The organism is Micromonospora sp. NPDC049114, from assembly GCF_040648635.1.
Classification (GTDB): domain Bacteria; phylum Actinomycetota; class Actinomycetes; order Mycobacteriales; family Micromonosporaceae; genus Micromonospora.
This window is the reverse complement of sequence record NZ_JBEZEA010000003.1, coordinates 446-23307: the sequence shown is the minus strand read 5'-3', so window position 1 is coordinate 23307 and position 22862 is coordinate 446. Positions and strand designations below refer to the sequence as shown.

The following is a 22862-nucleotide window of genomic DNA, read 5'->3' as shown; positions in this document are numbered from 1 at the left end:
CTGAAGGTTTTATACCAGTGACCGACCGGATATCTGGCGTCTTTCACGAATGGCGGCCCCGCGTACATGAGCGGCCACGCGTGGCACGCGAACGCGATTCATCTCGCGTTTCCGCCGCGATGAGTGGGCGATTCACATTAGACCGCCTGATCATTTCGTCGCTGGTCATGCTTGCGGTCAAATCGTGAAGAAAAGCGTATCTGCGAGGGTCGCCTCTCGTTGTCCCGAATGCTGAAACTGGCCGATACGGCCCTTGCTCCGGGACGGGTGCGCGGGCGCCCCGTGACTCTCTCGTCGAGTCGTCGGGTGGCGGACCGGCGCAGCGACGACACGGGAGAATCAATGAATTTCGCAACCACCGGACGCCGCGTTCTCATCACCGGCGGTACGGGTTCCTTCGGCCAGACCATGGTGCGCCGGCTCCTCGACCGTGGCGCCGGTGAGGTCCGGGTGCTCAGCCGGGACGAAGCCAAGCAGGACGCGATGCGTCGGCTGTTCGGCGACGAACGGGTTCGCTACTACGTCGGGGACGTGCGCGACTACGACTCGGTGCTCAAGGCCAGCCGGGGCATCGACTACGTCTTTCACGCCGCCGCCCTCAAGCAGGTGCCGTCGTGTGAGTTCTTCCCGCTGGAGGCCGTCCGGACCAACGTGCTGGGCAGCGCCAACGTCATCGAGGCCGCCGAGCGCAACGGCGTCGGATCGGTAGTCGTGCTCAGCACGGACAAGGCTGTCCAGCCGGTCAACGCGATGGGCATGAGCAAGGCCCTCATGGAGAAGGTCGCCCAGGCGCACGCCCGGAACAACCCGAACAGCAGCACCACCGTCTCCTGCGTGCGCTACGGCAACGTCATGTACTCGCGGGGGTCGGTGATCCCCCTGTTCATCGAGCAGATCAAGGCCGGTCGTGCGCCCACCGTGACCGACGCCGGGATGACCCGGTTCCTGATGTCGCTCGCCGACTCGGTCGAGCTGGTCGAGCACGCCTTCCACCACGGTCGGCCCGGCGACATCTTCATCCGCAAGGCCGCCGCCTGCACCGTCGGCGACCTGGCCGAGGCGGTCTGTCACCTCTTCGACGTGCCCGCCAAGCTCGACGTGATCGGCGTGCGGCACGGAGAGAAGCACGCCGAGACGCTGGCCAGCAGGGAGGAACTCGCCCAGGCCGAGGACTTCGGCGACTTCCTCCGGGTGCCGCTGGACGCCCGCGACCTCAACTACGCGCTGTACGTCTCCGAGGGCGACCTCAGCGAGGGGCCGAGCGAGGACTTCAACTCGGCCAACGCGCCGCAGCTCGGCGTACCCGAGATCATCGCGCTGTTGAAGACGCTGCCCGAGGTACGCGCGGAGCTGGCGCTGCGGGATCCGGTGCTGGCGTGCTGAGGCTCGCCGTCACCGGCGCCGGCGGGTTCCTCGGCTGGCACGTGCGCGTGCTGCTGCGGGCGTTGGACTGGCCCGAACCGGTAGTGCTCACCCGGGCCGACCTCACCGATCCCGACGTGGTCGCCGCGAAGGTGGCCGGGGTCGACCGCGTGCTGCACCTGGCCGGCGTCAACCGGGGCGAGCCGGCCGATGTCGCGGCCGGGAACGTCCACCTCGCCGCGCAGCTCGCCGAGGGCCTCAAGCGTTGTGCGAATCCGCCCGCCCGGGTGGTCTACGCGAACTCGGTGCAGGCCGGCAACGGCACCCCGTACGGCGACGCCAAGGCCACCGCCGCGCGGGTGCTGGCGGCCACCGGCATCGAGGTCGACGACGTGCTGCTGCCGAACCTGTACGGCGAGCACGGGCGTCCGTACTACAACTCGGCAGTGGCGACGTTCTGCCGGGTGCTCGCCGAGGGCGGCCGGCCGGAGGTGCACGCCGACCGCGAGCTGAGCCTCGTGCACGTCACCGACGCGGCCGCCCGGCTCATCGGCGTGCCGGCGGGCGGCTCGTGGGATCCGGCCATGCCGCCGGTGCGGATCGGCGTGCAGGCTCTGGCCAGCCTGCTCACCGGCATGGCCGCGACGTACCGGACCGGGGAGTTCCCGTCCCTGGTGGGCCGGCACGACGTGCGGCTGTTCAACACCTACCGGTCGCACTGCTTCCCGGCGCACTACCCGCTCGCGCTGCCGCGCCGGGCCGACGCCCGGGGCGAGCTGGTCGAGACGGTCAAGGCGCACGGCGGTGCCGGGCAGACGTTCTGCTCCACCACCCGCCCCGGCATCACCCGCGGTGAGCACTTCCACCTGGCGAAGGTGGAACGGTTCGTGGTGCTGCGCGGCTCGGCCGAGATCAGTCTGCGCCGGGTCGACGACACCGAGGTGCTGCGGTTCCCGGTCAGCGGCGACGAGCCGGTGCTGGTGGACATGCCCACGATGTGGGCGCACAAGCTGGTCAACACCGGCTCGGACGACCTGGTGACGATGTTCTGGACCAACGAGCTGTTCGACCCGGACCGACCGGACACCTGGCCCGAGCCGGTGGAGGCGACCCGGACGGCACCGGTGGCGGTCGGCGGGTGAAGGTTGGCCTGATCAGCCAGTGGTATCCCCCCGAGGGGGCGTTCATCCCCGGCAACCTGGCCAGCGGGCTCGCCGATCGGGGCCACCAGGTGCGGGTGCTCACCACCTTTCCCAGCTACCCGTACGGCCGGACCTACCCCGGCTGGCGGCAGCGCTGGGGGCACCGCGAAACCGACGGGCCGGTGGCGGTCCGGCGGGTGCCGGCCTACCCGAGTCATGACGCCTCCGCCCTGCGGCGGGCGTTGAGCCTGCTGTCCTTCGGCGCCAGCAGCGCGGTGCCCGGGGCGCGGTGGCTCGCCGACGTCGACGTCACGTACGTCTACCACCCGCCCCCCACGGCCGTCGCCGCCGCGGCGCTGCTGCGTGCCACCCGGCGGACACCGATGGTCCTGCACGTGCAGGATCTGTGGCCCGACTCGGTGACGCACTCCGGCATGGCGCCCACCGGCCGGGCCGGTCGCTCGCTGGAGGGGGCCGTCGGCGCCCTGATGCGTGCGACGTACCGGTCGGCGGACACCATCGTGGTGATCTCGCCGACGATGGCCGAGCGGGTGGTGGCGGGAGGCGCCGACCCGGACCGGGTGCGCGTGGTCTGGAACTGGACCGACGACGCCCTGTTCCGGCCGGTGCCGGTCACCGCCGAGGCTCGTGCGGTGCTGGGTCATCGGGGGCGGTGCACGGTGATGTTCGCCGGCAACCTCGGGCTCCTGCAGGGCCTGGACACGGCCATCCGGGCGGCGGCCGCCGCCCGGGACCGGTTGGACCTGGTGCTCGTCGGTTCCGGCGCGGGCGAGGACGCGGCCCGTCGGCTGGCAGCCGAGCTGGGCGCCGACAACGTGCGGTTCATCGGTAGGCGCCCGCCCGATCAGATGGCCCAGCTGTCCGCGGCCGCGGACTGGCAGCTGGTGTGTCTGCGTGACGTGCCCGCCCTGCGGGCCGCCGTCCCGTCGAAGCTCCAAGCGGCGTTGGCCTGCGGCATGCCGGTGATCGCCGCGGCGGGCGGCGACACCGCCGCCCTCGTCCGCTCGGCCGGGCTGGGTCTGGTCTGCCCGCCGGAGGACTGGCGGGCGCTCGCCGACCAGTTCGTGGCGGCGGCCGACCTGCCCACCGACGTCCGGCGCGAGATGGGTAGCCGGGCCCGACACGTCTACCAGGAGCGGATGTCGCTGCGGGTGGGCGTCGACCAGTTCGAGGACATCCTGACCAAGGTGGCTGCGCAGAGAGGACGGGCATGACCAGGATCATGACGGTGGTCGGCACTCGACCGGAGATCATTCGGCTGTCGCGGGTGCTCGCCCGGCTCGACGACACGGTCGACCACGTTCTGGTCCACACCGGGCAGAACTGGGACCCGACGTTGTCCGACGTGTTCTTCACCGAGCTGCGGCTGCGCCAGCCCGACCGGTTCCTGGAGGTCGACACCTCGTCGCTCGGCCGGGTCCTCGGGGGCGTGCTGGTCGGCATGGAGCAGGCGATCGCCGAGCTGCGGCCGGACGCGCTGCTGGTGCTGGGCGACACCAACAGTTGCATCGCCGCGCTGATGGCGCGGCGGATGCGGGTGCCGGTGTACCACATGGAGGCGGGAAACCGCTGCTTCGACCTGAACGTGCCGGAGGAGACCAACCGTCGGCTGGTCGACCACGTGGCGGACTTCAACCTGGTCTACACCGAACACGCCAGGCGCAATCTGCTCGCCGAGGGCCTGCACCCGCGCCGCATCCTGCACACCGGCTCGCCGATGCGGGAGGTGCTGGAGCACTACCGGCCGTCGATCGCCAGCTCGACGATCCTGCGGCAGTTGGAGCTGGAACCGGGCGGGTACTTCCTGGTCAGCGCGCACCGCGAGGAGAACGTGGACCGCCCGGACCGGCTCCGCCGGCTGCTGGACTGCCTGGTCGCGGTGCGCGACAGGTGGGGCTTGCCGGTGCTGGTCTCCACGCACCCGCGGACCCGCAAGCGGCTGGAGGCGCTGGCCCCGGACGCCACCGCGCTGGACGGCATCGCCTTCCACGAGCCGTTCGGCCTGCTCGACTACGTGCACCTGCAGACCAGGGCGTACTGCACCCTGTCGGACAGCGGGACCGTCAGCGAGGAGTCCGCCATCCTCGGCTTCCCGGCGGTGACGCTGCGCGAGTCGATCGAACGCCCGGAGGCGCTCGACGCCGGCGGCATCATCATGACCGGTCTCGACCCGCAGGGCGTGGTCGAGGCGGTCGAGGTGACAGTGGCCCAGGTCGCCGCGCAGGGGGTCCCCTGCCCGGTGGACTACCAGGTGCCGGACACCTCCCGGCGGGTCGTCGACTTCATCCTCTCCACAGTCCGCCGGCACCACGACTGGGCGGGCATCCGCCGCTGACCCAGCCGGCGCCGAACCAGCCAGCGCCGAACCGGACAGCATCAGCCGGACAGGCGACAGGGCCGGTCACCGCGAACCGCGGTGGCCGGCCCTGTGGCAATCGTCAGCGCGACTGCAGCGGTACGCCCAGCGGACCGTTCACCACCGGCGGCGTCGGCTGGGCGCAGAGCAGGGCGAGCTGCTCGACGACCTTCGCCGGCTCGGCGTACGGGTCGAGCCCGCGCACCTCCCTCGGGTCCAGCGTTGGAACCGTCACGTGTGACACCAGAGGGTGCAGCGGCCGGGTGTCGATCTCGCCGGCCCCGAGCAGGTCCTCGTGCAGCTTCTCGCCCGGCCGCAGGCCGGTGTAGACGATCGGGACGCTGCTGGTGGCATGGTCGGCCATCTGCCGGGCGAGGTCGGCGATGCGCACCGGCTCGCCCATGTCCAGCACCAGAGCCTCCCCGTCCCGGCCTATCTCCGTGGCCTGGAGAACCAGATGGACGGCTTCCTGAAGGGTCATGAGATAGCGGGTCACGTCCGGGTGGGTGACGGTCAAGGGGTTCCCGGCCTCGATCTGCCGTTGGAACGCTGTCACCACCGAGCCCCGGCTGCTCAACACGTTGCCGAACCGGACGCTGAGGAACGTGCCCGGAAACCGCGACGCGGCGTGCGCGGTCAGCAGCTCGGTGATCCGCTTCGAGTAACCGAGGACACTGATCGGGTTGGCCGCCTTGTCCGTGGAGATGTTCACGAACTTGGCCACGTCCCGGCAGGCGTCGAGGACCGACAGCGTGCCCCAGACGTTCGTCTTGACCGCCTCGCCGGGGTGCCGCTGGAGCAGGGTGAGGTGCTTGAGCGCCGCCGCGTGGAAGATGACGTCCGGCCGGCGTTCGCGGATGATCCGGCGGATGCCCTCGTCGTCGCGCAGGTCGGCGAGGATCAGCTCCGGGCCGTCGAGCAGGGCACGACCGGCCAGCGACATCTGGAGGCTGTGCAGGGCCGTCTCGTCGCGGTCCAGCATCATCACCTCACCCGGGTCGGCCTTCATGACCTGTCGGCAGAGTTCCGAGCCGATCGAGCCGCCGGCGCCGGTGACGAGGATCCGCAGGCCGGTCAGGCTGTTGCCGCTCAGCGGCAGGTCGGCGACGACCTGACGACGGCCGAGCAGGTCACTGATCTGCACGTCGCGGACGTCGGTGACGGTGATCCGGTGGTCCACCAGGTCCCGCACGGGCGGCAGCACCTTGAAGGCGGCGCCCGTCTCGAGGGTCGCCTCGCGGATCTGACGGATCAGGGCGGCGTCGGCGTTGGCGACCGAGAAGATCACGGCACCGGCCCCGGTACGTCGGACGGCAGCGCCGACGTCGTGGCGGCCGCCCAGCACCCGCACCCCGCCGACGCGCAGGTCGCGCTTCTCCGGATCGTCGTCGAGCGCGCCGACCGGCAGGTACCGTCCGCGCGGGTCGCCGAGCATGGCCCGCAGCAGGCCCTGGCCCGCGTCGCCCATACCGAACAGCAGCACCGGCGTCGCCGAGCGGACGTCGGGGCGCATGGCCAGATCGTGGCGGTGCCGGTAGACGAACCGCGCGGCGAGCATGAACAGCACGGCCAGCGCGCCACCGATGAGGGGGGTGCTGGCGGGTACCGGTCGCTCGGCGAGCGGCAACAGACCGACAGTCAGGATGCCCGCGATCGTGATCGCCGTGCCGACGACACGCTGGACCTCGTGGAGGCTGCCGACGGGGTGCCGGCCCGAGCGGAGCCGCCGCAGCGGCACCAACCCGGTGTGCAGGACCGCCGCGATGCCACCGAGGGTCACCGCGCGCGTCAGTTCGCCAGCGGTGAGGGCGAACTCGTACCGCGCCCAGGTGGCCAGCACAACCCCGACGATCCAGGCGCCACCGTCCGTGCCGAGGAGCACAGCCGCCCGGGGCACCGCCCCCCATCGCACTCCGGCCCGTTCCGAGCGTCGTTCTTCTTCGATGTGCCGCGGCATGTGTGTCCTCGTCCCAATCGTTCGGCCGCCAGGACCGGCGGTGGCTTTTACGCCTTGTGTAGTGATACCTCCTATTTATTGATCAGTTGTCTTTTTCGCGTACTGCCTCGCCGGGCGCTGTGCTCAGCTCCGGAGCTCTCAGCCCCGCAGCTCGACCGGACGCGACATCCGGGCAAAATGAGCGAACCCGTCGGCCGTCCCGGCCTCGGCTTTGCGGGTCGAGCTGATCCGATAGCAGCGGCTGGTCGGCACGACCTCCGCCAGGGCGGCGGCGAGACCCGGGCCGGGCGCGTCCGCGGCGAGACGCAGGGACGCGCCGACGACACGGACGCTCGTCGTGCCGGTCGCCCACCCGATCCGAAGATCGCCGAAGCCGTACGCCGAGTGGTGCGCCGCGAACGACGGCCAGTCGAGCAGGCGGACGGTGGGATCGGGTGCGACTCCATCGAGTCGCACCTCGGTCCACTGTGCGTACGACTCGTCGGTGAAGCCGCGTCGCTCGTAGAGGCGCCGCGCCCGTGGGTTTCCCAACGACACGTCCAGCGCGAGGTCGGCGCACCCGAGGTGGCGTGCCAGGTCGTACCCGTCGTCGAGCAGCAGCCCGCCCCACCCGCGTCCCCGCTGCCCGGCGGCGACAGCTATGCCGTTGAGGAAGAGTCGCCGCCCCAGCACCCGCCAGTCGGCGACGGCACGTACCCGGGAGGCGTCGCGGACACAGCGCAGCACGACCGTACGGAGATCGCTGGGCGGGGCGACGGCCGCGCCGAGGAAGGCGGCGAAGTCGGTTGCGTGGTACGGCGTCAGACCCGCGCACCCGGAGGGTATGGACTGGCGGAGCAGCTCCACGATCCCGTCGAGGTGCGGATCGGTCGGTTCGTCGACGGTGGCGATGCCGGTCCGCGGCACCAGGACTGTCACGTCAGCATCCGCTCCCGGTCGAGGTCCAGCATCTGCGCCGACGGGTCCGTCGCGACGCCGGCGCCGCTCAGGACCGCGCGGACGGTGCGGGCGATGATCCGCAGCTCCAGCCCGAGCGACCAGTTCGTGACGTAGACGACGTCCAGTTCGAGACGCTCGTTCCAGGCCAGCCCGTTGCGCCCGTGGATCTGCGCCAGCCCGGTGATCCCCGGGGGCACCTCGAAGCGCAGCCGTTCCCGTTCGGTGTAGAACGGGTCGTACCGGGGCAGCAGCGGGCGCGGCCCGACCAGGCTGAGCTCGCCCTTGAGCACGTTCACCAGCTGGGGCAGCTCGTCGATGCTCGCCCGCCGCAGCAGCAGACCGATGCCCTTGCACCGTTGCCCGTCCGGCAGGAGCATGCCGTGCGCGTCGCGCTCGTCGGTCATCGTGCGCAGCTTGTAGACGGTGAACGGGCGGCCCGCCCGGCCGGTCCGTTGCTGGCGGAACAGGACCGGGGCGCCCAGCTGCCGGCGGATCAGGATCGCGGCCAGGGCCAGCACCGGAGAGAGCACGACCAGGATGGTCAGGCTCACCACGACGTCGATGAGCCGTTTGATCCGACGTTGCGTGTCGAGGGTCGCCGTGTTCATGCGACACCCGCCCGGTACGCCGGGAAGTAGCCGCTGGACTCCAGGTCCTCGGTCGTACGGCCCAGCCGTCGGGCCCGCGCGGCGACCAGCTCCCGGTAGCGGGCCGGGACGATGACAGCGGAGCCCGTCCAGAACGGGGTGCGGGCGCCGCCGAAGGAGCGCTTGAACTGGAAGAGCCCGTCGTCGGCTCGAACGCCGCCGCCCAGGTGGACCAGCCGGCACCCGTGTTCCGCAGCCCACTCCAGGATGCTCCAGACCAGCAGGTTGTTGGCGCCGGCGCGCGCGGCGAGCGGGTCGGACCCGGCCAGGTGGTAGTGGGCCCGGTCCCGGTGCCGCAGCACGAGGGCGGCCGCCACCACGGCGGCGTCCGCGTCGCGTACCTCCACGATGGACAGCGCCTTGTCCAGCCCGGCGGCAAGGTGGCGGTAGTAGCGGTCCGGGAACAGGTACCAGGGCTGGCTGCCCAGCCGGATCATTGTCGACTCGTAGAGCCGGCGAAAGGGCGTACCGGGAAGCAGGTCCTCCTGGCGGGCGGGACGGACGGTGCCGGTCAGACCACTCTTGCGGGCCTTGCGGATGGCGGTGCGGGATCGGCCCTCCATCCCGTCCCACACCTCGTCCGGCCCCGGCGACACGTCGACGGTGACGGTGTCGGCTCGGCGGGTCAACTCGACGGACGCGAGCCCCCGGACCGCCTCGACCGAGGCGGGATCCAGCGGCGAGAAGCGCAGGAAGAGCGTGACGACGCCGGCGTCCCGCCAGTGGGCGACCGCACGGGACCAGAAGCGGGCCAGGTCCGCGGGGGTGCAGCCGGCGTCGACGTGCAGACCCGAGTAGCCGTACGGGCTCGCGGCGTCGGCGTCGGTGTCGTTCACCGACCGCAGTACGTGGGGCAGCATGAGTCGGTCGTACTCGTGGATGGTCTGCCAGCTGCCCGATTCGGTCTCGGCGGCTGCCCGGCCGTAGCCGGCGGTGAAGTACACGTCGGGGCAGGAGGCGTCCAGCAGGGCGGCCGGGGCGCCGGGACCGGTCACCGCGAATCCGTCGGTCACCGGCGGCCCAGGAACTCGTCGATGGCCCGGCGGACCCGCTCGCCTTCGTGTTCGGCCATCGCCGAGCCGCTGGGCAGGGTGAGGCCGGTGGCGAAGAGCCGTTCGGCAGCGCCGGTGAGCACCGCCTCCGCCCCGGCGTGCACGGGTTGCAGGTGCATCGGCTTCCACACCGGACGCGTCTCGATGTCCTGGGCGGCGAGGTGCGCGGCCAGTTCCCCGGGCCACCACCCGGAGATCTCCGGCTCCACCACGATGGTGGTCAGCCAGCAGTTGGCGCCGGGATCTCCGTCGCCGAGCAGCCGAACCCCCGGCACCGAGGCGAACAGCTTGGCGTACCTGTCGCGCAGCTCGTGGCGGCGGCGGATCATGCCGTCCAACCGGGACAGCTGCGCCCTCCCGATCGCCGCCAGCACGTTGCTCAGCCGGTAGTTGTAGCCGATGTCGGTGTGTTCGTAGTGCGCGACGGGCTGTCGTGCCTGGGTCGCCAGGTACCGGGCGCGGGCCGCGAGCTCGGCGTCGTCGGTGAGCAGCATGCCGCCGCCCGACGTGGTCATGATCTTGTTGCCGTTGAAGGACAGCACCCCGGCGCGGCCGAACGACCCGGCGGCCCGGCCGGAGCGGGTGGCGCCGAGCGCCTCGGCGGCGTCCTCGATGACCGGATGGCCGGCACGGGCGCACACCGGAAGCAGGCGGTCGTAGTCGGCGCAGACGCCGAACATGTCCACCGGCACGACCGCCGCGACCCGCCGCCCCTCGGCGTCGAGCCGGTCGAGCAGCGACTCGAGCAGGTCCACGTCGATGTTGCCGGTCATCGGATCGCAGTCCACGAAGATCGGCTCGGCGCCGGTGTAGACGGCGGCGTTGGCGGTGGCCGCGAAGGTCAGGGTCGGCATGACGACCACCTGCCCGGGGCCGGCGCCGACCGCCAGCAGCGCCAGGTGCAGGGCGGCAGTGCCGGAGCTGGTGGCAACGGCGTACGACGTCCCGATCCGCTCGGCCAGCTCGGCCTCGAAGGCGTCGACATCGGGACCCAGCGGCGCCACCCAGCCGGAGCGGATGGCGGCAAGCGCGTACGACTCCTCAAGCTGACCGACGTCGGGCGGGGAGAGGTAGACCTTGCTCATGCTCGGATGACTCCCGCCGTCGCCGGGCCAAACTGACAAACCGGTTGTACCACCAGCACAGCTCCCATACATGCGTTTTGGCCTTTCGAGGCCGGTTCCGGGATATACCACCCGCCGTGGGGGTGTCCGTCCCGGAAGACTCTTCGCGTCGAGCCCCCGTCAGCGGCGGCTACAGTGCTGCGAGCCGCGCCCACCGGTGGGCTCAACGCGCGAAGGGAGCCTGTGGGTGCTGCATCTGAGGGTGATCGCTCCGAAGGACCAGTCGGAGGCGGTGGCCGACCTGCTGGCCGCCGACCCCGGCGTGACCCACCTGGTGGTGCTGCCCGGTGTCGCCCGGCAGCCCCGCGGCGACCTCATCCAGTGCGACGTGGTCCGGGAGAGCGCCGACAACGTGCTCCAGGGCCTTCAGCGCCTCGGTGTGGAGGCGCGCGGAGGGATCGCCGCCGACGATGTCGAGCTGACCATCTCGGCGGCGGCCGACCGGGCGGCCGAGGAGGCGCCCGGCAGTGGCGCCGACGCGGTGGTCTGGGACGAGATCGCCGCCAAGACCGGCGAGCAGACCGAGCTGTCCGGCACCTACCTGGTGCTGATCATCGTGGCGACGATGATCGCCGGCATCGGCGTACTGCTGGACCAGCCGATCCTCATCGTGGGCGCGATGGTGGTCGGCCCCGAGTTCGGCCCGCTCGCCGCGCTCTGCGTGGCGCTGCTGCGCCGCCGCCTCGGCGTGATCGGCCGGTCGGTGCAGGCCCTGACGGTCGGCTTCCTGGCGGCCATGGTGGCGACCGTGCTGAGCACCTGGGCCCTGACCGCCGCCGGGCTGGTCAGCAAGGAGATGCTGCTCGCCGACCGGCCGCTCACCGACTTCATCTGGCGACCGGACGCGCTGTCCTGGGTCGTCGGCCTGCTCGCCGGCGTGGCCGGCATGCTCTCGTTGACCTCGAAGAAGTCGGGCAGCCTCGTCGGGGTACTGATCTCGGTGACGACGGTCCCGGCCGCGGCGAACGTGGCGGTCGCCGCCGCCTACGGAGTGTGGGACGAGGCCGGCGGCTCGGCCCTCCAGTTGGTGATCAACGTGTGCGCGATCGTCGTGGCCGGGCTGCTCACGCTCGTGGTGCAGCAGCTCTGGTGGTGGAACCTGGCTCGTCGGTCCCGTCGCTCAGCCGCCGGTTGAGCAGGGTCCGCAGCGGGATCGACTCGCCGTCGCGGCCACCCGCCCCCACCACCAGCGGCGGCGGGCTGGGCTGCGGGTCGACGCCGAGGAGCCGGGCCCGCAGGCCACCCGGCACGGTCAGCAGGTGGAACCGCCCGGCCACGTCCACCGCCCGCGTCTCGGCCCGGTCGACGTACCAGCCGGTCAGCCCGGTCCGGTAGCGCCCGCGCCCGTCGTACCCCCGGGCGACCAGGCGCGTGGTCGGCAGCCCGCGCCGGGTGGCCTCGGCCACGAACCAGGCCACCAGCTCCGCGGCCTGCGCCTGTTCGGCGGCCCGCCGCCGCGCGTCCGCGTCGGCGTGCGCCCGCACCGCGCGCTGCTGCCGCTCCCGCCACTCGCGGCCGTCGTCCTCACCCACGAGCCGACGGTACGCCCCGACTCAGTCGAGCACGGCCCGCAGGGTGTGCCGGGCGATGCCGGCCATCACGGGGTTGGTGTCGACGTAGTACGGCAGCGCGTTGATCGCCTGCTCCAGAGCCCAGCCGCGCCCCCGCTCCCAGGTGGCGTCGTCCACACCCAACGCCCGCCGGTACGTCTCCCGTGGCCCGGGGTCCAACAGGTTCCACGCCGGCATCAGATCCACCGCGGGGTCGCCGACCGTGACCGACTCCAGGTCGATGACCGCGACCAGCCGCCCGTCGCGGACGAGCAGGTTGCCCGGCATCAGGTCGGCGTGGATCCACACGTCGGCCGGATCGTTCCGGCGCGCGCTCCGGCACCGGTCCCACACCTCGGCGAGCGCGCCGGTGTCGGTGAGTTCACCGCTGACGGCGAGGGCGGCCCGTACGCCGGCATCCTGGTCCGCCAGAGGCCCACCCCGGCCGAACCCCGGCCACGACCGTCCGCCGGTGTCGATGCCGTGCAGGGCGACCACGACGGCGGCCAGGTCACGGGCGAAGACGTCCGGGTCGTCGATCCGGTCGGCCCGGGCCGTCTCCCCCGGGATGAACCGGTACGCCGTCCACGACCCGGGGTAGCCGTCGCCCGGCGCACCGAGGCCGAGCGGTTCGGGCACCGCGATCGGCAGGTGCGCGGCGAGTAGCACGGCGTGTTCCTGCTCCCGCCGCAGCTCGTCGCGCAGCGCGGGGTCGGCAGAGGGCCGCAGCGGAAACCGCAGCACGAATTCGGTACCGAGCCGGAACAGGGCGTTCACGGTGCCGGCCGAACGGAGGGGCCGCACCGGCAGCCCCCGCCAACGCGGAAACTGTTCGGCCACCAGCGCGGCAACAACGTCCGCGCTCACGTCCATCTGGTCGGCATGCATCCGCACCGCGAGATCATCACCCAGACCGCCACGGACACGCGACCCGTTTCCGCCCGCCGCCCTGCCCTGCTCGCCCCGCCCCGCCCCGCCCTGCCCCGCCCCGCCCTGCCCCGCCCCGCCCTGCTCGCCCCGCCCTGCCCTGCTCGCCCCGCCCTGCTCGCCCCGCCCGCCCGCCCCGCCCTGCTCGCTCCGCCCGCTCTGCTCGCCCCGCCCGCCCCCCCGCTTGCCTAGCCGCCCGTCGCCCGCTCGCGGTCGGCTCGCCGTTCGCCCGGCCGTGCGCTCGCTTGCCGTTCGCCCCGCCGTGCGCTCGCTCACCGCCCGCCGCCCGCTCGCCCCGTCGCTCGCTCGCCCCCGCGGCCGACTGACACGGTCACGGCTGGCGCGCTCGGCACCCAACCTTCCCCAGCGTCCCCTGTCGAGCTGCCCCAGATCTGGGGCAGGGCCGGGTGACGAGGCCGACAACTCCAGATCTTGGACAGTTTCCGTTCGCGTCGAACGGAAACTGTCCAAGATCTACACCGAAATCGGGAAGTCGTGCGTGCGGCTGGGCCCGGGCTCGTGGGCGGGCGTTAAGGGCGTGTCGATGGCTGGCCTGCCCCACCCACGGGCCGCTCGCCCCCGACCCACCCGGTCCACGCTTGGGGCCCGCTCGCCCGACCCACGGGCGGGACAGCTCGGCCCCACCCATGGGTGGGGCTCGCTCGCCCCGCCCCACCCATGGGGCAGCTCGACAGGGCCCGCCAATGGTCCGGCGGGTCGGTCAATGCGGGGTGGTGGCCTGGGAGGCGCCGAGGATGACCGCCCCTGCGGGGCATCCCGGGCGCCTCCGCACGGCGGCTGACCGATCGCGCTGATCAGGCCAATCCAGCGCGGCGCAGAGCCTCCGCCATCGCGTCGTTCGCCGGTGCCGGAGCGCCCTGCCGCTGCTGCCCGCCCCGTGCGCCCTGCCCGCCGCGACCGCCGGACGCGCCGCGACCGTCAGACCCGCCGCGACCGCCGGCGCCGCCACCGGACCCGCCACGACCGTCCTGCCCGCCGCGCGCACCCTGCGGACCGCGCTGCGCCGGGCCGCCGCGCCCCTCCTGACTCGTCCGACCACCACCGGTGGCGGCGGGATCGTCCTCCAGGCGCAGGGTCAACGAGATGCGCTTACGGGGTACGTCCACGTCGAGCACCCGCACCTTGACCACGTCGCCGGACTTGACCACCTCGCGGGGGTCCTTGACGAACGTCCGGGACATCGCCGACACGTGCACCAGGCCGTCCTGGTGGACCCCGACATCGACGAACGCGCCGAACGCGGCCACGTTGGTCACCACGCCCTCCAGGACCATGCCGGGCGTCAGGTCACTGATCTTCTCCACCCCCTCGACGAAGGTGGCGGTGCGGAACTCCGGTCGCGGGTCGCGGCCGGGCTTCTCCAACTCGGCGAGGATGTCGGTGACGGTGGGCAGGCCGAACCGGTCGTCGACGAAGTCGGTGGCCCGCAGCCCGCGCAGGATCGCGCTCTTGCCGATCACCGAGCGCAGGTCCTGACCGGTGCTGGCGAGGATGCGCCGCACCACGGGGTAGGCCTCGGGGTGCACGCTGGAGGAGTCCAGCGGGTCGTCGCCGTCGGGGATGCGCAGGAAGCCGGCGCACTGCTCGAACGCCTTCGGCCCGAGCCGGGCGACCTTCTTCAGCTCGGTCCGCGACCGGAACGGCCCGTTGGCGTCCCGGTGCAGCACGATGTTCTCCGCCAGCCCGGCCCCGATCCCGGAGACCCGGGTCAGCAGCGGTGCCGAGGCGGTGTTGACGTCCACCCCGACCGCGTTCACGCAGTCCTCCACGACCGCGTCCAGCGACCGGGACAGCTTCACCTCGGACAGGTCGTGCTGGTACTGGCCGACACCGATCGACCGTGGATCGATCTTGACCAGCTCGGCGAGCGGGTCCTGGAGGCGGCGGGCGATGGAGACCGCGCCGCGCAGCGACACGTCCATCCCGGGCAGCTCCTGCGAGGCGTACGCGGAGGCGGAGTAGACCGACGCGCCGGCCTCGGAGACCATCACCTTGGTCAGGTTGAGCTGCGGGTGCCGGGCGATCAGCTCCCCGGCGAGCTTGTCCGTCTCCCGGGAGGCGGTGCCGTTGCCGATCGCGATCAGCTCCACCCCGTGCGCCCCGGCCAGCCGGGCGAGGGTTTCGATCGACGCGTCCCACTGTCGACGTGGCTCGTGCGGATAGATGGTGTCGGTGGCGAGGACCTTGCCGGTGGCGTCCACCACGGCCACCTTCACCCCGGTACGCAGGCCCGGGTCCAGGCCCATCGTCGCTCGGGTGCCGGCCGGCGCGGCCAGCAGCAGGTCACGCAGGTTGGTGGCGAAGACCCGTACGGCCTCCTCCTCGGCCGCCTGCCACAGCCGCATCCGCAGGTCGGCCCCGAGGTGGATGAGGATCCGGGTACGCCACGCCCAGCGGACCGTGTCGGCCAGCCAGCGGTCGGCCGGGCGGCCCGCGTCGGACACGCCGAACCGGCCGGCGATCACCGCCTCGTACCGGCTCGGGCCGGTCGGCACGGCGTCCGCCTCGCCGGCCTCCTCCGGGTCCATGGTCAGGTCGAGCACGCCCTCCTTCTCGCCCCGGAACATCGCCAGGATCCGGTGCGAGGGCAGCTTCGGGTACGGCTCGGAGAAGTCGAAGTAGTCGGAGAACTTGGCGCCGGCCGTCTCCTGACCGTCGCGTACCCGCGACACCAGACGGCCCCGCGACCACATCTGCTCGCGCAGCGTGCCGATCAGGTCGGCGTCCTCGGCGAAGGTCTCGATGAGGATCGCCCGCGCGCCCTCCAGCGCGGCGGCGGCGTCCGCGACGCCCTTCTCCGCGTCGACGAACCCGGCGGCGGTGGCCTTCGGGTCCTGGCTGGGGTCGGCCAGCAGCGTCTCGGCCAGCGGCGCGAGCCCGGCCTCGCGGGCGATCTGCGCCCGGGTCCGCCGCTTCGGCTTGTACGGCAGGTAGATGTCCTCCAGCCGCGACTTCGAGTCGGCGGCCATGATCTGCGCTTCCAGGGCCTCGTCCAGCTTGCCCTGGCCGCGGATCGACTCCAGCACGGCGGCCCGCCGCTCGTCCAGCTCCCGCAGGTAGCGCAGCCGCTCCTCCAGGGTGCGCAGCTGGGTGTCGTCGAGCAGGCCGGTGGCCTCCTTGCGGTAGCGGGCGATGAACGGCACGGTGGCGCCGCCGTCGAGCAGCTCCACGGCCGCCCGCACCTGACGCTCGGCCACGCCGAGCTCGTCGGCGATCCGCTGATGAACAGACTGGGTCACGATCTCGATCCGCCTTCGGGAGTGGGTACCGCCTGCATTCTGCCGGGCGGCCCGGGGCGCTGTCGCCGCGCCCGGCCGAGGCGGCAGACCGAACCGCCGCGCCCGGCCGGGGTGACCGGCGACGGCCCCGCCGGGCCTGCGCTAGCGTGGCGATCATGGAATCACCTGCGGAGTCGCGCACCCGGCGGCTCTTCGGCGGCAGCGCCCGGGCCCTCGGCGACCTCACGGCCAACCCGTTCCGCGCCGACCGGGACCGGATCGTCGGTTCGCCGTTCTTCGCCCGCCTCGGCGGGGTCACCCAGGTGATCAGCCCGGTCGGCTCCGGGTTGCTGGTGCACAACCGGCTCACGCACAGCCTGAAGGTCGCTCAGGTGGCCCGGGCGATCGCCGAGCGCCTGACGGCCGACGACAGGTGGCGCGGCCTGCTGGACAAGCTCGGCGGCTGCGACCCCGACGTGGTGGAGGCCGCGGCGCTCGCCCACGACCTCGGCCACCCACCGTTCGGGCACCTGGGGGAGCGGGTGCTCGACCGGCTGGCCCGCCAGCGTCTCGGCCTCGCCGACGGCTTCGAGGGCAACGCCCAGTCGTACCGGATCGTCACCAGCACCGAGATCGGGGGCGCGGCCACCACCGGGCTGGACCTGACCGCCGCGGTCCGTGCGGCGATGCTGAAGTACCCGTGGACGCGGCTGGACTACCCCGACCCGCACCCACGCCTGCTGGACCCGCCGCCCCGCGGCGCCACCCCGCCCCCGGACGACCCGGAGAGCGGCTCGTTGAAGTTCGGGGCGTACCGGACCGAGCTGGACGACCTGCGGCAGGCGCGGGAGCCGTTCGTCGGCCGCATCCCGGACTGGCAGCAGACCGTGGAGGCGTCGGTGATGGACACCGCCGACGACATCGCGTACGCCATCCACGACGTGGAGGACTTCTACCGGGTCGGTGTGCTCCAGCAGGGGTCGGTCTCCGCCGAGCTGATGGCCTGGCAGCGCGAGAGCGGGCACTTCCGGGCGATCACCGATGCCGCGCTGGCCACCGCCGCCCGGCGGCCCGGCGCCGCCATCGAACGCCTGCGCCGCCAACTGCACCGTAAGGACGCGTGGATCGCCGACGACGAGGCGTTCGCCGCCGCGGTCGAGCACGTCCGCGAGGAGTTGGTGGACGGGCTGCTGGCGATGCCGTTCGACGGCTCGATCGAGGCGGAGCAGTACGTGTCGCGGTTCTCCGCCCGTTGGTCGACCCGCTTCGTCGAGGCGATCACGGTGACCGACCAGCCGTCGGTGCGCTCCGGGTACGTGCTGCTCGGCTGCGCGCAGTGGCACGAGGTGCAGGTGCTCAAGTTCGTCCACCACCGGTTCGTGCTGGCCCGCCCTGATCTGGCCCTGCACCAGCGTGGTCAGGCCCGGCTGCTGGGCACCCTGGTGGAGGCGCTGTGGGAGTGGCTGCTCGACCCGGAGGAGGAGTCCCGACTGCCCCGCCGGCTGCACGACCTGGTCGAGCTGGCCGAGGCGGAGCTGCACCCGCGTACGCCGGACCGGATCGGCCGCGCCCGGGGCCGCGCCATCGTGGACTTCGTCGCGCAGCTCACCGACGGTCAGGCGGTCGCGATGCTGGACGCGCTCTCCGGCCGCTCCGGCGCGCTCTGGACCGACGCCTTCGTGCTCTGACCCGACGCCTCAAGCGACCGACTGCCACCACCCGTCGACGGCGGGCGGGTCGTCGACGACCACCCGCTCGCCGGGGCGGGGCACGGCCAGTCGTACGTCGCGGGCCTTCGCCTCGGCCCACAGCCGGTTCACCGGCTCGGACCAGTCGTGCAGGGCCAGGTTGAACGTCGCCCAGTGCACCGGGATGAACAGGCCGCCGCGCAGGTCCAGGTGGGCGTCGACCGCCTCCTCCGGGAACATGTGGATGGTCGGCCACGCCCGGTCGTACGCGCCGATCTGCATCAGCGTCACGTCGAACGGCCCGTGCTCGGCGCCGATCGCCGCGTACCCGGCGAAGTAGCCGGAGTCACCGGTGTAGAAGACCTTGCGTCGGGCCCCGGCGACCACCCACGAACTCCAGAGGGTGCCGTCGCGGCGCAGCCCTCGGCCGGAGAAGTGCTGGGCGGCGGTCGCGGTGATCTCCAACCCGTCGACCCGGTGCGACTCGGACCAGTCCAGCTCGATGATCCGCTCGGCGGGCACACCCCACCGGTCCAGGTGGGCGCCCACCCCGAGGGGCACCACGAACGGTGCCGACTGCCCGGCGACCAGCGCCCGCACGGTTGGCAGGTCCAGGTGGTCGTAGTGGTCGTGGGAGATCAGGATCGCGTCCAGCGGGGGGAGTTCGTCCAGGCGTACCGGCGGCTCGTGCAGCCGGCGCGGGCCGACAAGCCCGGACGGCGAGCAGCGGTCACTCCAGACCGGGTCGAGCAGGACCCGCCGACCCTCGATCTCGATCAGCGCCGAAGCGTGGCCGTACCAGATGATGTTGAGCTCGTCGGCGGTGTCGGCGGCCTGCGGCGCGCTGGGGCGCAGCAGTGGCACGGGCGCGGTGGGCCGCCGTTTCTGCTTGCCGAAGATCAGCTCCCGGAGCAGGTTGCGACCCGGCTCTGCGGCGACCATCGTGCGGGTGTCGGCCTGGTTGTGGAAGGTGCCGTCGCGAAACTGGGGCGAGCGGGCCGCCCGTTCGGCGCGGGCGCCGGCGAGCCGGCCGCCGAGGGCCGCGGGCACGTCCCGGGCCACCCAGGCCAGGCCGGCGAGCGCGGCCAGCCCTGCCGTTCCCCGCATCAGTCGCCCGAGCGACAGTTGCCCGTCCGTGCGTTCCGCTGGCGCCATCGCCGTCCCTCCGCCGTGTCCCGCACTACACGGTAGTTCCCCCCGGCCGTTCCCGCCCCGGCGGTGGCCCGCACCGGGCCGGTCGTCACCCGACGACCGACCCGGCAGCGGGATCAGCCGCCGTTGCTGGGTCGGCGGGCGGTCGTCCGGAAGACGGTGCCGGTGCCGCCGAGACGGTCCACCGCCGCCAGGAACTTCGGACCCATGGCGGCCCGGGCCTGCACCGCCGGGTGGGTCGCGCCGAAGTTGTCCGGGTCGGCCTGCCCGTCGGCGAAGAGCGCGTAGGTCAGCACCGCCGCGCCGGCCCGGTCGAAGATCACCCCGGCCTCGTGCCGGGCGTCGGCGAACCAGCCCGCCTTGGTGGCGATGCGGGCCCGCTCGTCCGACGACATGGTGCGCCGGATGCCGTCGGTGAAGGCCACCGGGGCGCGCAGCAACCCGAGCAGGTGCGCGGTCGAGGCCGGCGACAGCAGCGTGCCGGCGACCAGGGCGCGCAGCAGGTCGTGGGTCTCCCGGGGGGTGCTGGTGCCGAGGAAGAACCGGTTCGGGTTGGCCACCGGCTCGACCTGGGTGTTCGGGAAGCCCTTACCGACCAGAATCGAGTTGATCTCGGCGGCGGGAGCTACCAGCCCGCACAGCCGTACCGCCGTGTCGTCGGAGACGGTCAGCAGATTGGCCAGCACGTGCCCGAGGGTCACGCTGCTGGGGTACGCGCCGTCGAGGCTGAAGATGCCATCGCCACCCGGCACCACGATCGACGCGGTGACGTCGACCCGCTGGTCCAGCGCCAGCAGCCCCCGGTCCACCTTGTCCAACACCGCCGTGGCCACCGCGATCTTGTTGACGCTGTACGCCTCGATCCGCCGGTCCGCGTCCGCCGCCACCGCGACGACCGGCGGGCCCGCCGGGTCGGCCACGCTGACGTACGCCTGCCAGTTGCCACCGGCCTCGGTGCTGTACCTGGTGAAGGCGGCGGCGACCCGGTTGGCGGCCCGGGCAGGGGTGGTCGGTGCCGCCTCGGTGCTCTCAGCGGCGCTGGCCGGGGCGGCCGCGCCGAGCACCGTACCGGCGGTGGCCACCGTGCCCAGTCCGAGTGCCGTCCTGCGGTTCAGTCGGATGGTCAATCGTCTCTCCCGTCGTGGGGCGCCGGAGCGCTTGCCGGCCCACCACCCTAGGCGAGTTGATCGATGCACGATGCCCCCAGAGAAGTCCCGAACAGTCCCGAACACCTCAGCCGTGGCGTCGGCGCAGCACGGCATCGACCGCGCCGGCGGCCGCCCCGCGCAGCTGCGCGGCCGGCCCGGACACGGCGCGGGCGAACTGCCGCAGGTCGGGCAGGTGGCCGCCGCGGACCGACTCGCCGGCCGGGTTCGGGGCGAAGACCGTCCCGTCGTGCGCCGGGACCGGCCGCCCGCTCAGGCCGGCCAGGCGCATCAACGGCCCGACGAGGACGTCGTAGACGCCCGGCAGCACCGTGAAACCGGCCCGCAGCACCACGTTCAGCCGGCCCACCGACACCTCCCGACGCGGCCGGTCCACACAGTCGACAATGGCCCGGGCCACCCGCTGCGGCCCGGCGACCGGCGGCGGGGGCCGGCCGACCCGACCGAGGTAGTTGGCCGCCTGCTGGTACACCGGGGTGTCCACACTGCCCGGGTTGACCAGGCAGAGGTGGATGTCCGGGCTGTCCCGCAGCTCCTGCTGGACCGTCCGGGCCAACCCCTGCAACCCCCACTTGCTCGTCACGTAGGCGCTCATGTACGGAGCGGTGATGTGCCCCAGCACCGACCCGGTGAGGATCAGGGTGCCGGCGCCGGTGGCCCGGAAGTGCCGCAGCGCCACCCGGGCCGCACCCGCGGCGGCCAGCAGATCGGTCCGCACCACCTGCTCGAAGACCCGCTCCGGCAGCTCGTCGAAGCGCCCGTAGGCCATCACCGCCGCGGTGTGCACCCACACGTCGATGCGGCCGAACCGCTCGATCGCCGCATCCGCCAGCGCCTCCAGCGCGCCCGGCTCGGTGACGTCCGTCGCCACGGTCAGGACCTCGACGTCCGCGCACTCCTCGCGTACCTCGGCGAGGGTCTGCGGGGCGCGGGCCGCGAGCACCAGGCGGTCGCCGCGCTCGGCGAACGCCCGGGCCGTCGCCCGGCCGATCCCGCTGGTCGCGCCCGCGACCACCACCACCCGACTCACGGAGCCAGCACGACCTTGATGCAGCCGTCCTCCTTCTTCTGGAACATCTCGTACGCCCGCGGCGCCTCGCTCAGCGGCAGCCGGTGCGTGCGCAGGTCCTCGACACCCAGGGGGTCGTCATCGCCGGAGAGCAGCGGCAGGATCTCGTCGGTCCACCGGCGCACGTGGCACTGCCCCATCCGCAGCTGGATGCCCCGGTCGAACATCTCCATCATCGGCATCGGGTCGGCCTCACCGCCGTAGACGCCGGAGAGGGACACGGTGCCACCGCGACGGACCCCCTTGAGTGCGGCGTGCAGGACGCTCAGCCGGTCGATGCCGACCCGGTCGGTCATCGTCTGGGCGAGCTTGTCCGGCAGCAGCCCGACGGCCGCGTGGGCCAGTTTGCCGACCGGCGAACCGTGCGCCTCCATGCCGACGGCGTCGATGACGGCGTCCGGCCCGCGCCCGTCGACCAGGTCGATCAGCGCGCCCGGCACGTCGGACAACTCGCGGACGTCGAGGACCTCGATGCCGTGCCGGCGGGCCAGTTCCAGCCGCTCGGGCACCAGGTCCAGTCCGATGACGCGGCCGGCGCCGAGGTGACGGCCGATCCGGGCGCAGAACTGGCCGACCGGGCCCAGCCCGAACACGGCAAGGGTGCCGCCGGGCGGGGTGTCGGCGTACTTCACGGCCTGCCAGGCGGTCGGCAGGATGTCCGAGAGGTAGAGGTAGCGCTCGTCCGCGCCGGTCTGCGGGATCTTGATCGGTCCGAAGTGGGCCTGGGGTACGCGCAGGTACTCGGCCTGACCGCCGGGCACCGAACCGTAGAGGGAGGTGTAGCCGAACAGCGCCGCGCCCTTGCCCGCACTGGTCACCTGGGTCGTCTCACACTGGGCGTAGAGCTGGCGGCGGCACATCCAGCAGCTGCCGCACGAGATGTTGAACGGCACCACCACCCGGTCGCCGGGCTTGAGCCCGGTCACTTCCGACCCGACCTCCTCGACGATGCCCATCGGCTCGTGACCCAGGACGTCACCGGGCTTCAGGTACGGCCCCAGCACCTCGTACAGGTGCAGGTCCGAGCCGCAGATCGCCGTGGACGTGATCTTCACGATCGCGTCGGTCGGCTCCTCGATCCGGGGATCCGGCACCTCCTCGACCCGTACGTCCCGCTTGCCCTGCCAGGTCAACGCCTTCATGTCTGGCTGCCCTCCGTCGGTCCTGCCTGACTGCTACCCGGGGACGGGCGATTGAACCGGCTGCGACCGACGGGTGTGCGGGGCCTTCGGCTGGCGTTCGTGGCTCGGTGGTTTGGCGGGTTTGGCAGGCCTGAGGGGCCGGCTGGTGGTTGCGGTTGGGGCTGGGGGTGACCGGGCCTGGGCTTGCCGGTGGTTGCGGTTGTGGGCTGGGGCGACCGGGCTCGGGCTTGCCGGTGGTTGCGGTTGTGGGCTGGGGGCGACCGTGCCCGGCTCCGGGCGGGGAGGGGGGAGACCAAGGGGCGGGCCCGGGGGCCCCCCCCCCCGCGAGG

General features: G+C 72.7%; 19 protein-coding genes. 7 read left to right on the top strand and 12 right to left on the bottom strand.

All coding sequences use genetic code 11. The features are described 5' to 3' along the window. Nucleotides 1–342: 342 nt before the first annotated feature. From AB0B39_RS13095 to wecB, 4 genes are read left to right on the top strand one after another with little or no spacing between them, the layout of a single operon-like run. The gene (locus AB0B39_RS13095) at nt 343–1383 is read left to right on the top strand and encodes an SDR family NAD(P)-dependent oxidoreductase (RefSeq protein WP_357574401.1); all 1041 of its coding nucleotides are present in this window, start codon (nt 343–345) and stop codon (nt 1381–1383) included. Beyond that, nucleotides 1377–2504 (top strand): NAD-dependent epimerase/dehydratase family protein, encoded by a 1128-nt coding sequence (locus tag AB0B39_RS13090; RefSeq protein ID WP_357574400.1) that lies wholly within the window; start codon nt 1377–1379, stop codon nt 2502–2504. Before AB0B39_RS13095 ends, AB0B39_RS13090 begins: the two co-directional genes overlap by 7 nt. After that, nucleotides 2501–3739 carry a glycosyltransferase family 4 protein gene (locus tag AB0B39_RS13085; RefSeq protein WP_357574399.1) on the top strand — a complete coding sequence of 413 codons (1239 nt, stop codon included), beginning with the start codon at nt 2501–2503 and terminating at the stop codon, nt 3737–3739. Before AB0B39_RS13090 ends, AB0B39_RS13085 begins: the two co-directional genes overlap by 4 nt. Beyond that, nucleotides 3736–4860, top strand: coding sequence for a UDP-N-acetylglucosamine 2-epimerase (non-hydrolyzing) (wecB, locus tag AB0B39_RS13080; protein ID WP_357574398.1), 1125 nt, complete (start codon nt 3736–3738; stop codon nt 4858–4860). The genes AB0B39_RS13085 and wecB overlap by 4 nt, the downstream gene beginning before the upstream one ends. 103 nt (nt 4861–4963) lie before the next feature. On the opposite strand, the gene AB0B39_RS13075 is transcribed toward wecB, so the two are convergent. The 5 genes from AB0B39_RS13075 to AB0B39_RS13055 all read right to left on the bottom strand — a co-directional run bounded on the left by AB0B39_RS13075 (nt 4964) and on the right by AB0B39_RS13055 (nt 10561). Then, on the bottom strand, nt 4964–6838 hold the full coding sequence (locus AB0B39_RS13075) for a nucleoside-diphosphate sugar epimerase/dehydratase (RefSeq protein WP_357495008.1): 1875 nt from the start codon (nt 6836–6838) through the stop codon (nt 4964–4966). 138 nt (nt 6839–6976) lie between these two features. Continuing rightward, nucleotides 6977–7756: a GNAT family N-acetyltransferase gene (locus AB0B39_RS13070; protein ID WP_357574397.1), complete on the bottom strand. Its 780-nt coding sequence runs from the start codon at nt 7754–7756 to the stop codon at nt 6977–6979. Then, complete coding sequence (locus tag AB0B39_RS13065; RefSeq protein ID WP_357574396.1) at nt 7753–8385, bottom strand: sugar transferase; 633 nt, start codon at nt 8383–8385, stop codon at nt 7753–7755. Before AB0B39_RS13065 ends, AB0B39_RS13070 begins: the two co-directional genes overlap by 4 nt. Beyond that, a complete protein-coding gene (locus AB0B39_RS13060) occupies nt 8382–9419 on the bottom strand; it encodes a GNAT family N-acetyltransferase (protein ID WP_357574395.1) in 1038 nt (345 codons plus the stop codon). The genes AB0B39_RS13065 and AB0B39_RS13060 overlap by 4 nt, the downstream gene beginning before the upstream one ends. 14 nt (nt 9420–9433) lie before the next feature. Beyond that, nucleotides 9434–10561, bottom strand: coding sequence for an aminotransferase class I/II-fold pyridoxal phosphate-dependent enzyme (locus tag AB0B39_RS13055; protein WP_357495001.1), 1128 nt, complete (start codon nt 10559–10561; stop codon nt 9434–9436). 226 nt (nt 10562–10787) lie between these two features. On the opposite strand from AB0B39_RS13055, the gene AB0B39_RS13050 reads away from it, so the two are divergent. After that, nucleotides 10788–11735: a DUF389 domain-containing protein gene (locus tag AB0B39_RS13050; RefSeq protein WP_357574394.1), complete on the top strand. Its 948-nt coding sequence runs from the start codon at nt 10788–10790 to the stop codon at nt 11733–11735. Here AB0B39_RS13050 and AB0B39_RS13045 read toward each other — a convergent pair. Next, the gene (locus AB0B39_RS13045; protein WP_357574393.1) at nt 11665–12132 is read right to left on the bottom strand and encodes a hypothetical protein; all 468 of its coding nucleotides are present in this window, start codon (nt 12130–12132) and stop codon (nt 11665–11667) included. The two genes, AB0B39_RS13050 and AB0B39_RS13045, sit on opposite strands and share 71 nt — an antisense overlap. 21 nt (nt 12133–12153) lie before the next feature. Then, complete coding sequence (locus AB0B39_RS13040; protein WP_357574567.1) at nt 12154–13038, bottom strand: aminoglycoside phosphotransferase family protein; 885 nt, start codon at nt 13036–13038, stop codon at nt 12154–12156. Here AB0B39_RS13040 and AB0B39_RS13035 point away from each other — a divergent pair. Then, the gene (locus AB0B39_RS13035; protein WP_357574392.1) at nt 13033–13269 is read left to right on the top strand and encodes a hypothetical protein; all 237 of its coding nucleotides are present in this window, start codon (nt 13033–13035) and stop codon (nt 13267–13269) included. The genes AB0B39_RS13040 and AB0B39_RS13035 overlap by 6 nt on opposite strands. Before the next feature lie 623 nt (nt 13270–13892). Here AB0B39_RS13035 and AB0B39_RS13030 read toward each other — a convergent pair. Beyond that, complete coding sequence (locus AB0B39_RS13030; protein WP_357574391.1) at nt 13893–16337, bottom strand: Tex family protein; 2445 nt, start codon at nt 16335–16337, stop codon at nt 13893–13895. A gap of 155 nt (nt 16338–16492) precedes the next feature. On the opposite strand from AB0B39_RS13030, the gene dgt reads away from it, so the two are divergent. Next, nucleotides 16493–18004: a dGTP triphosphohydrolase gene (gene dgt / locus AB0B39_RS13025; protein ID WP_234587873.1), complete on the top strand. Its 1512-nt coding sequence runs from the start codon at nt 16493–16495 to the stop codon at nt 18002–18004. 9 nt (nt 18005–18013) lie between these two features. Here dgt and AB0B39_RS13020 read toward each other — a convergent pair whose 3' ends face one another. The 4 genes from AB0B39_RS13020 to AB0B39_RS13005 form a co-directional block, all read right to left on the bottom strand. Next, nucleotides 18014–19111, bottom strand: coding sequence for an MBL fold metallo-hydrolase (locus tag AB0B39_RS13020; protein WP_357574566.1), 1098 nt, complete (start codon nt 19109–19111; stop codon nt 18014–18016). Nucleotides 19112–19272: 161 nt separating this feature from the next. After that, nucleotides 19273–20283 carry a serine hydrolase gene (locus tag AB0B39_RS13015; protein WP_357497369.1) on the bottom strand — a complete coding sequence of 337 codons (1011 nt, stop codon included), beginning with the start codon at nt 20281–20283 and terminating at the stop codon, nt 19273–19275. Between the two features lie 106 nt (nt 20284–20389). Continuing rightward, nucleotides 20390–21352 carry an SDR family NAD(P)-dependent oxidoreductase gene (locus tag AB0B39_RS13010; protein WP_357574390.1) on the bottom strand — a complete coding sequence of 321 codons (963 nt, stop codon included), beginning with the start codon at nt 21350–21352 and terminating at the stop codon, nt 20390–20392. Then, nucleotides 21349–22533, bottom strand: coding sequence for a zinc-dependent alcohol dehydrogenase (locus AB0B39_RS13005; protein ID WP_357574389.1), 1185 nt, complete (start codon nt 22531–22533; stop codon nt 21349–21351). The genes AB0B39_RS13010 and AB0B39_RS13005 overlap by 4 nt, the downstream gene beginning before the upstream one ends. Between the last annotated feature and the right edge of the window lie 329 nt (nt 22534–22862).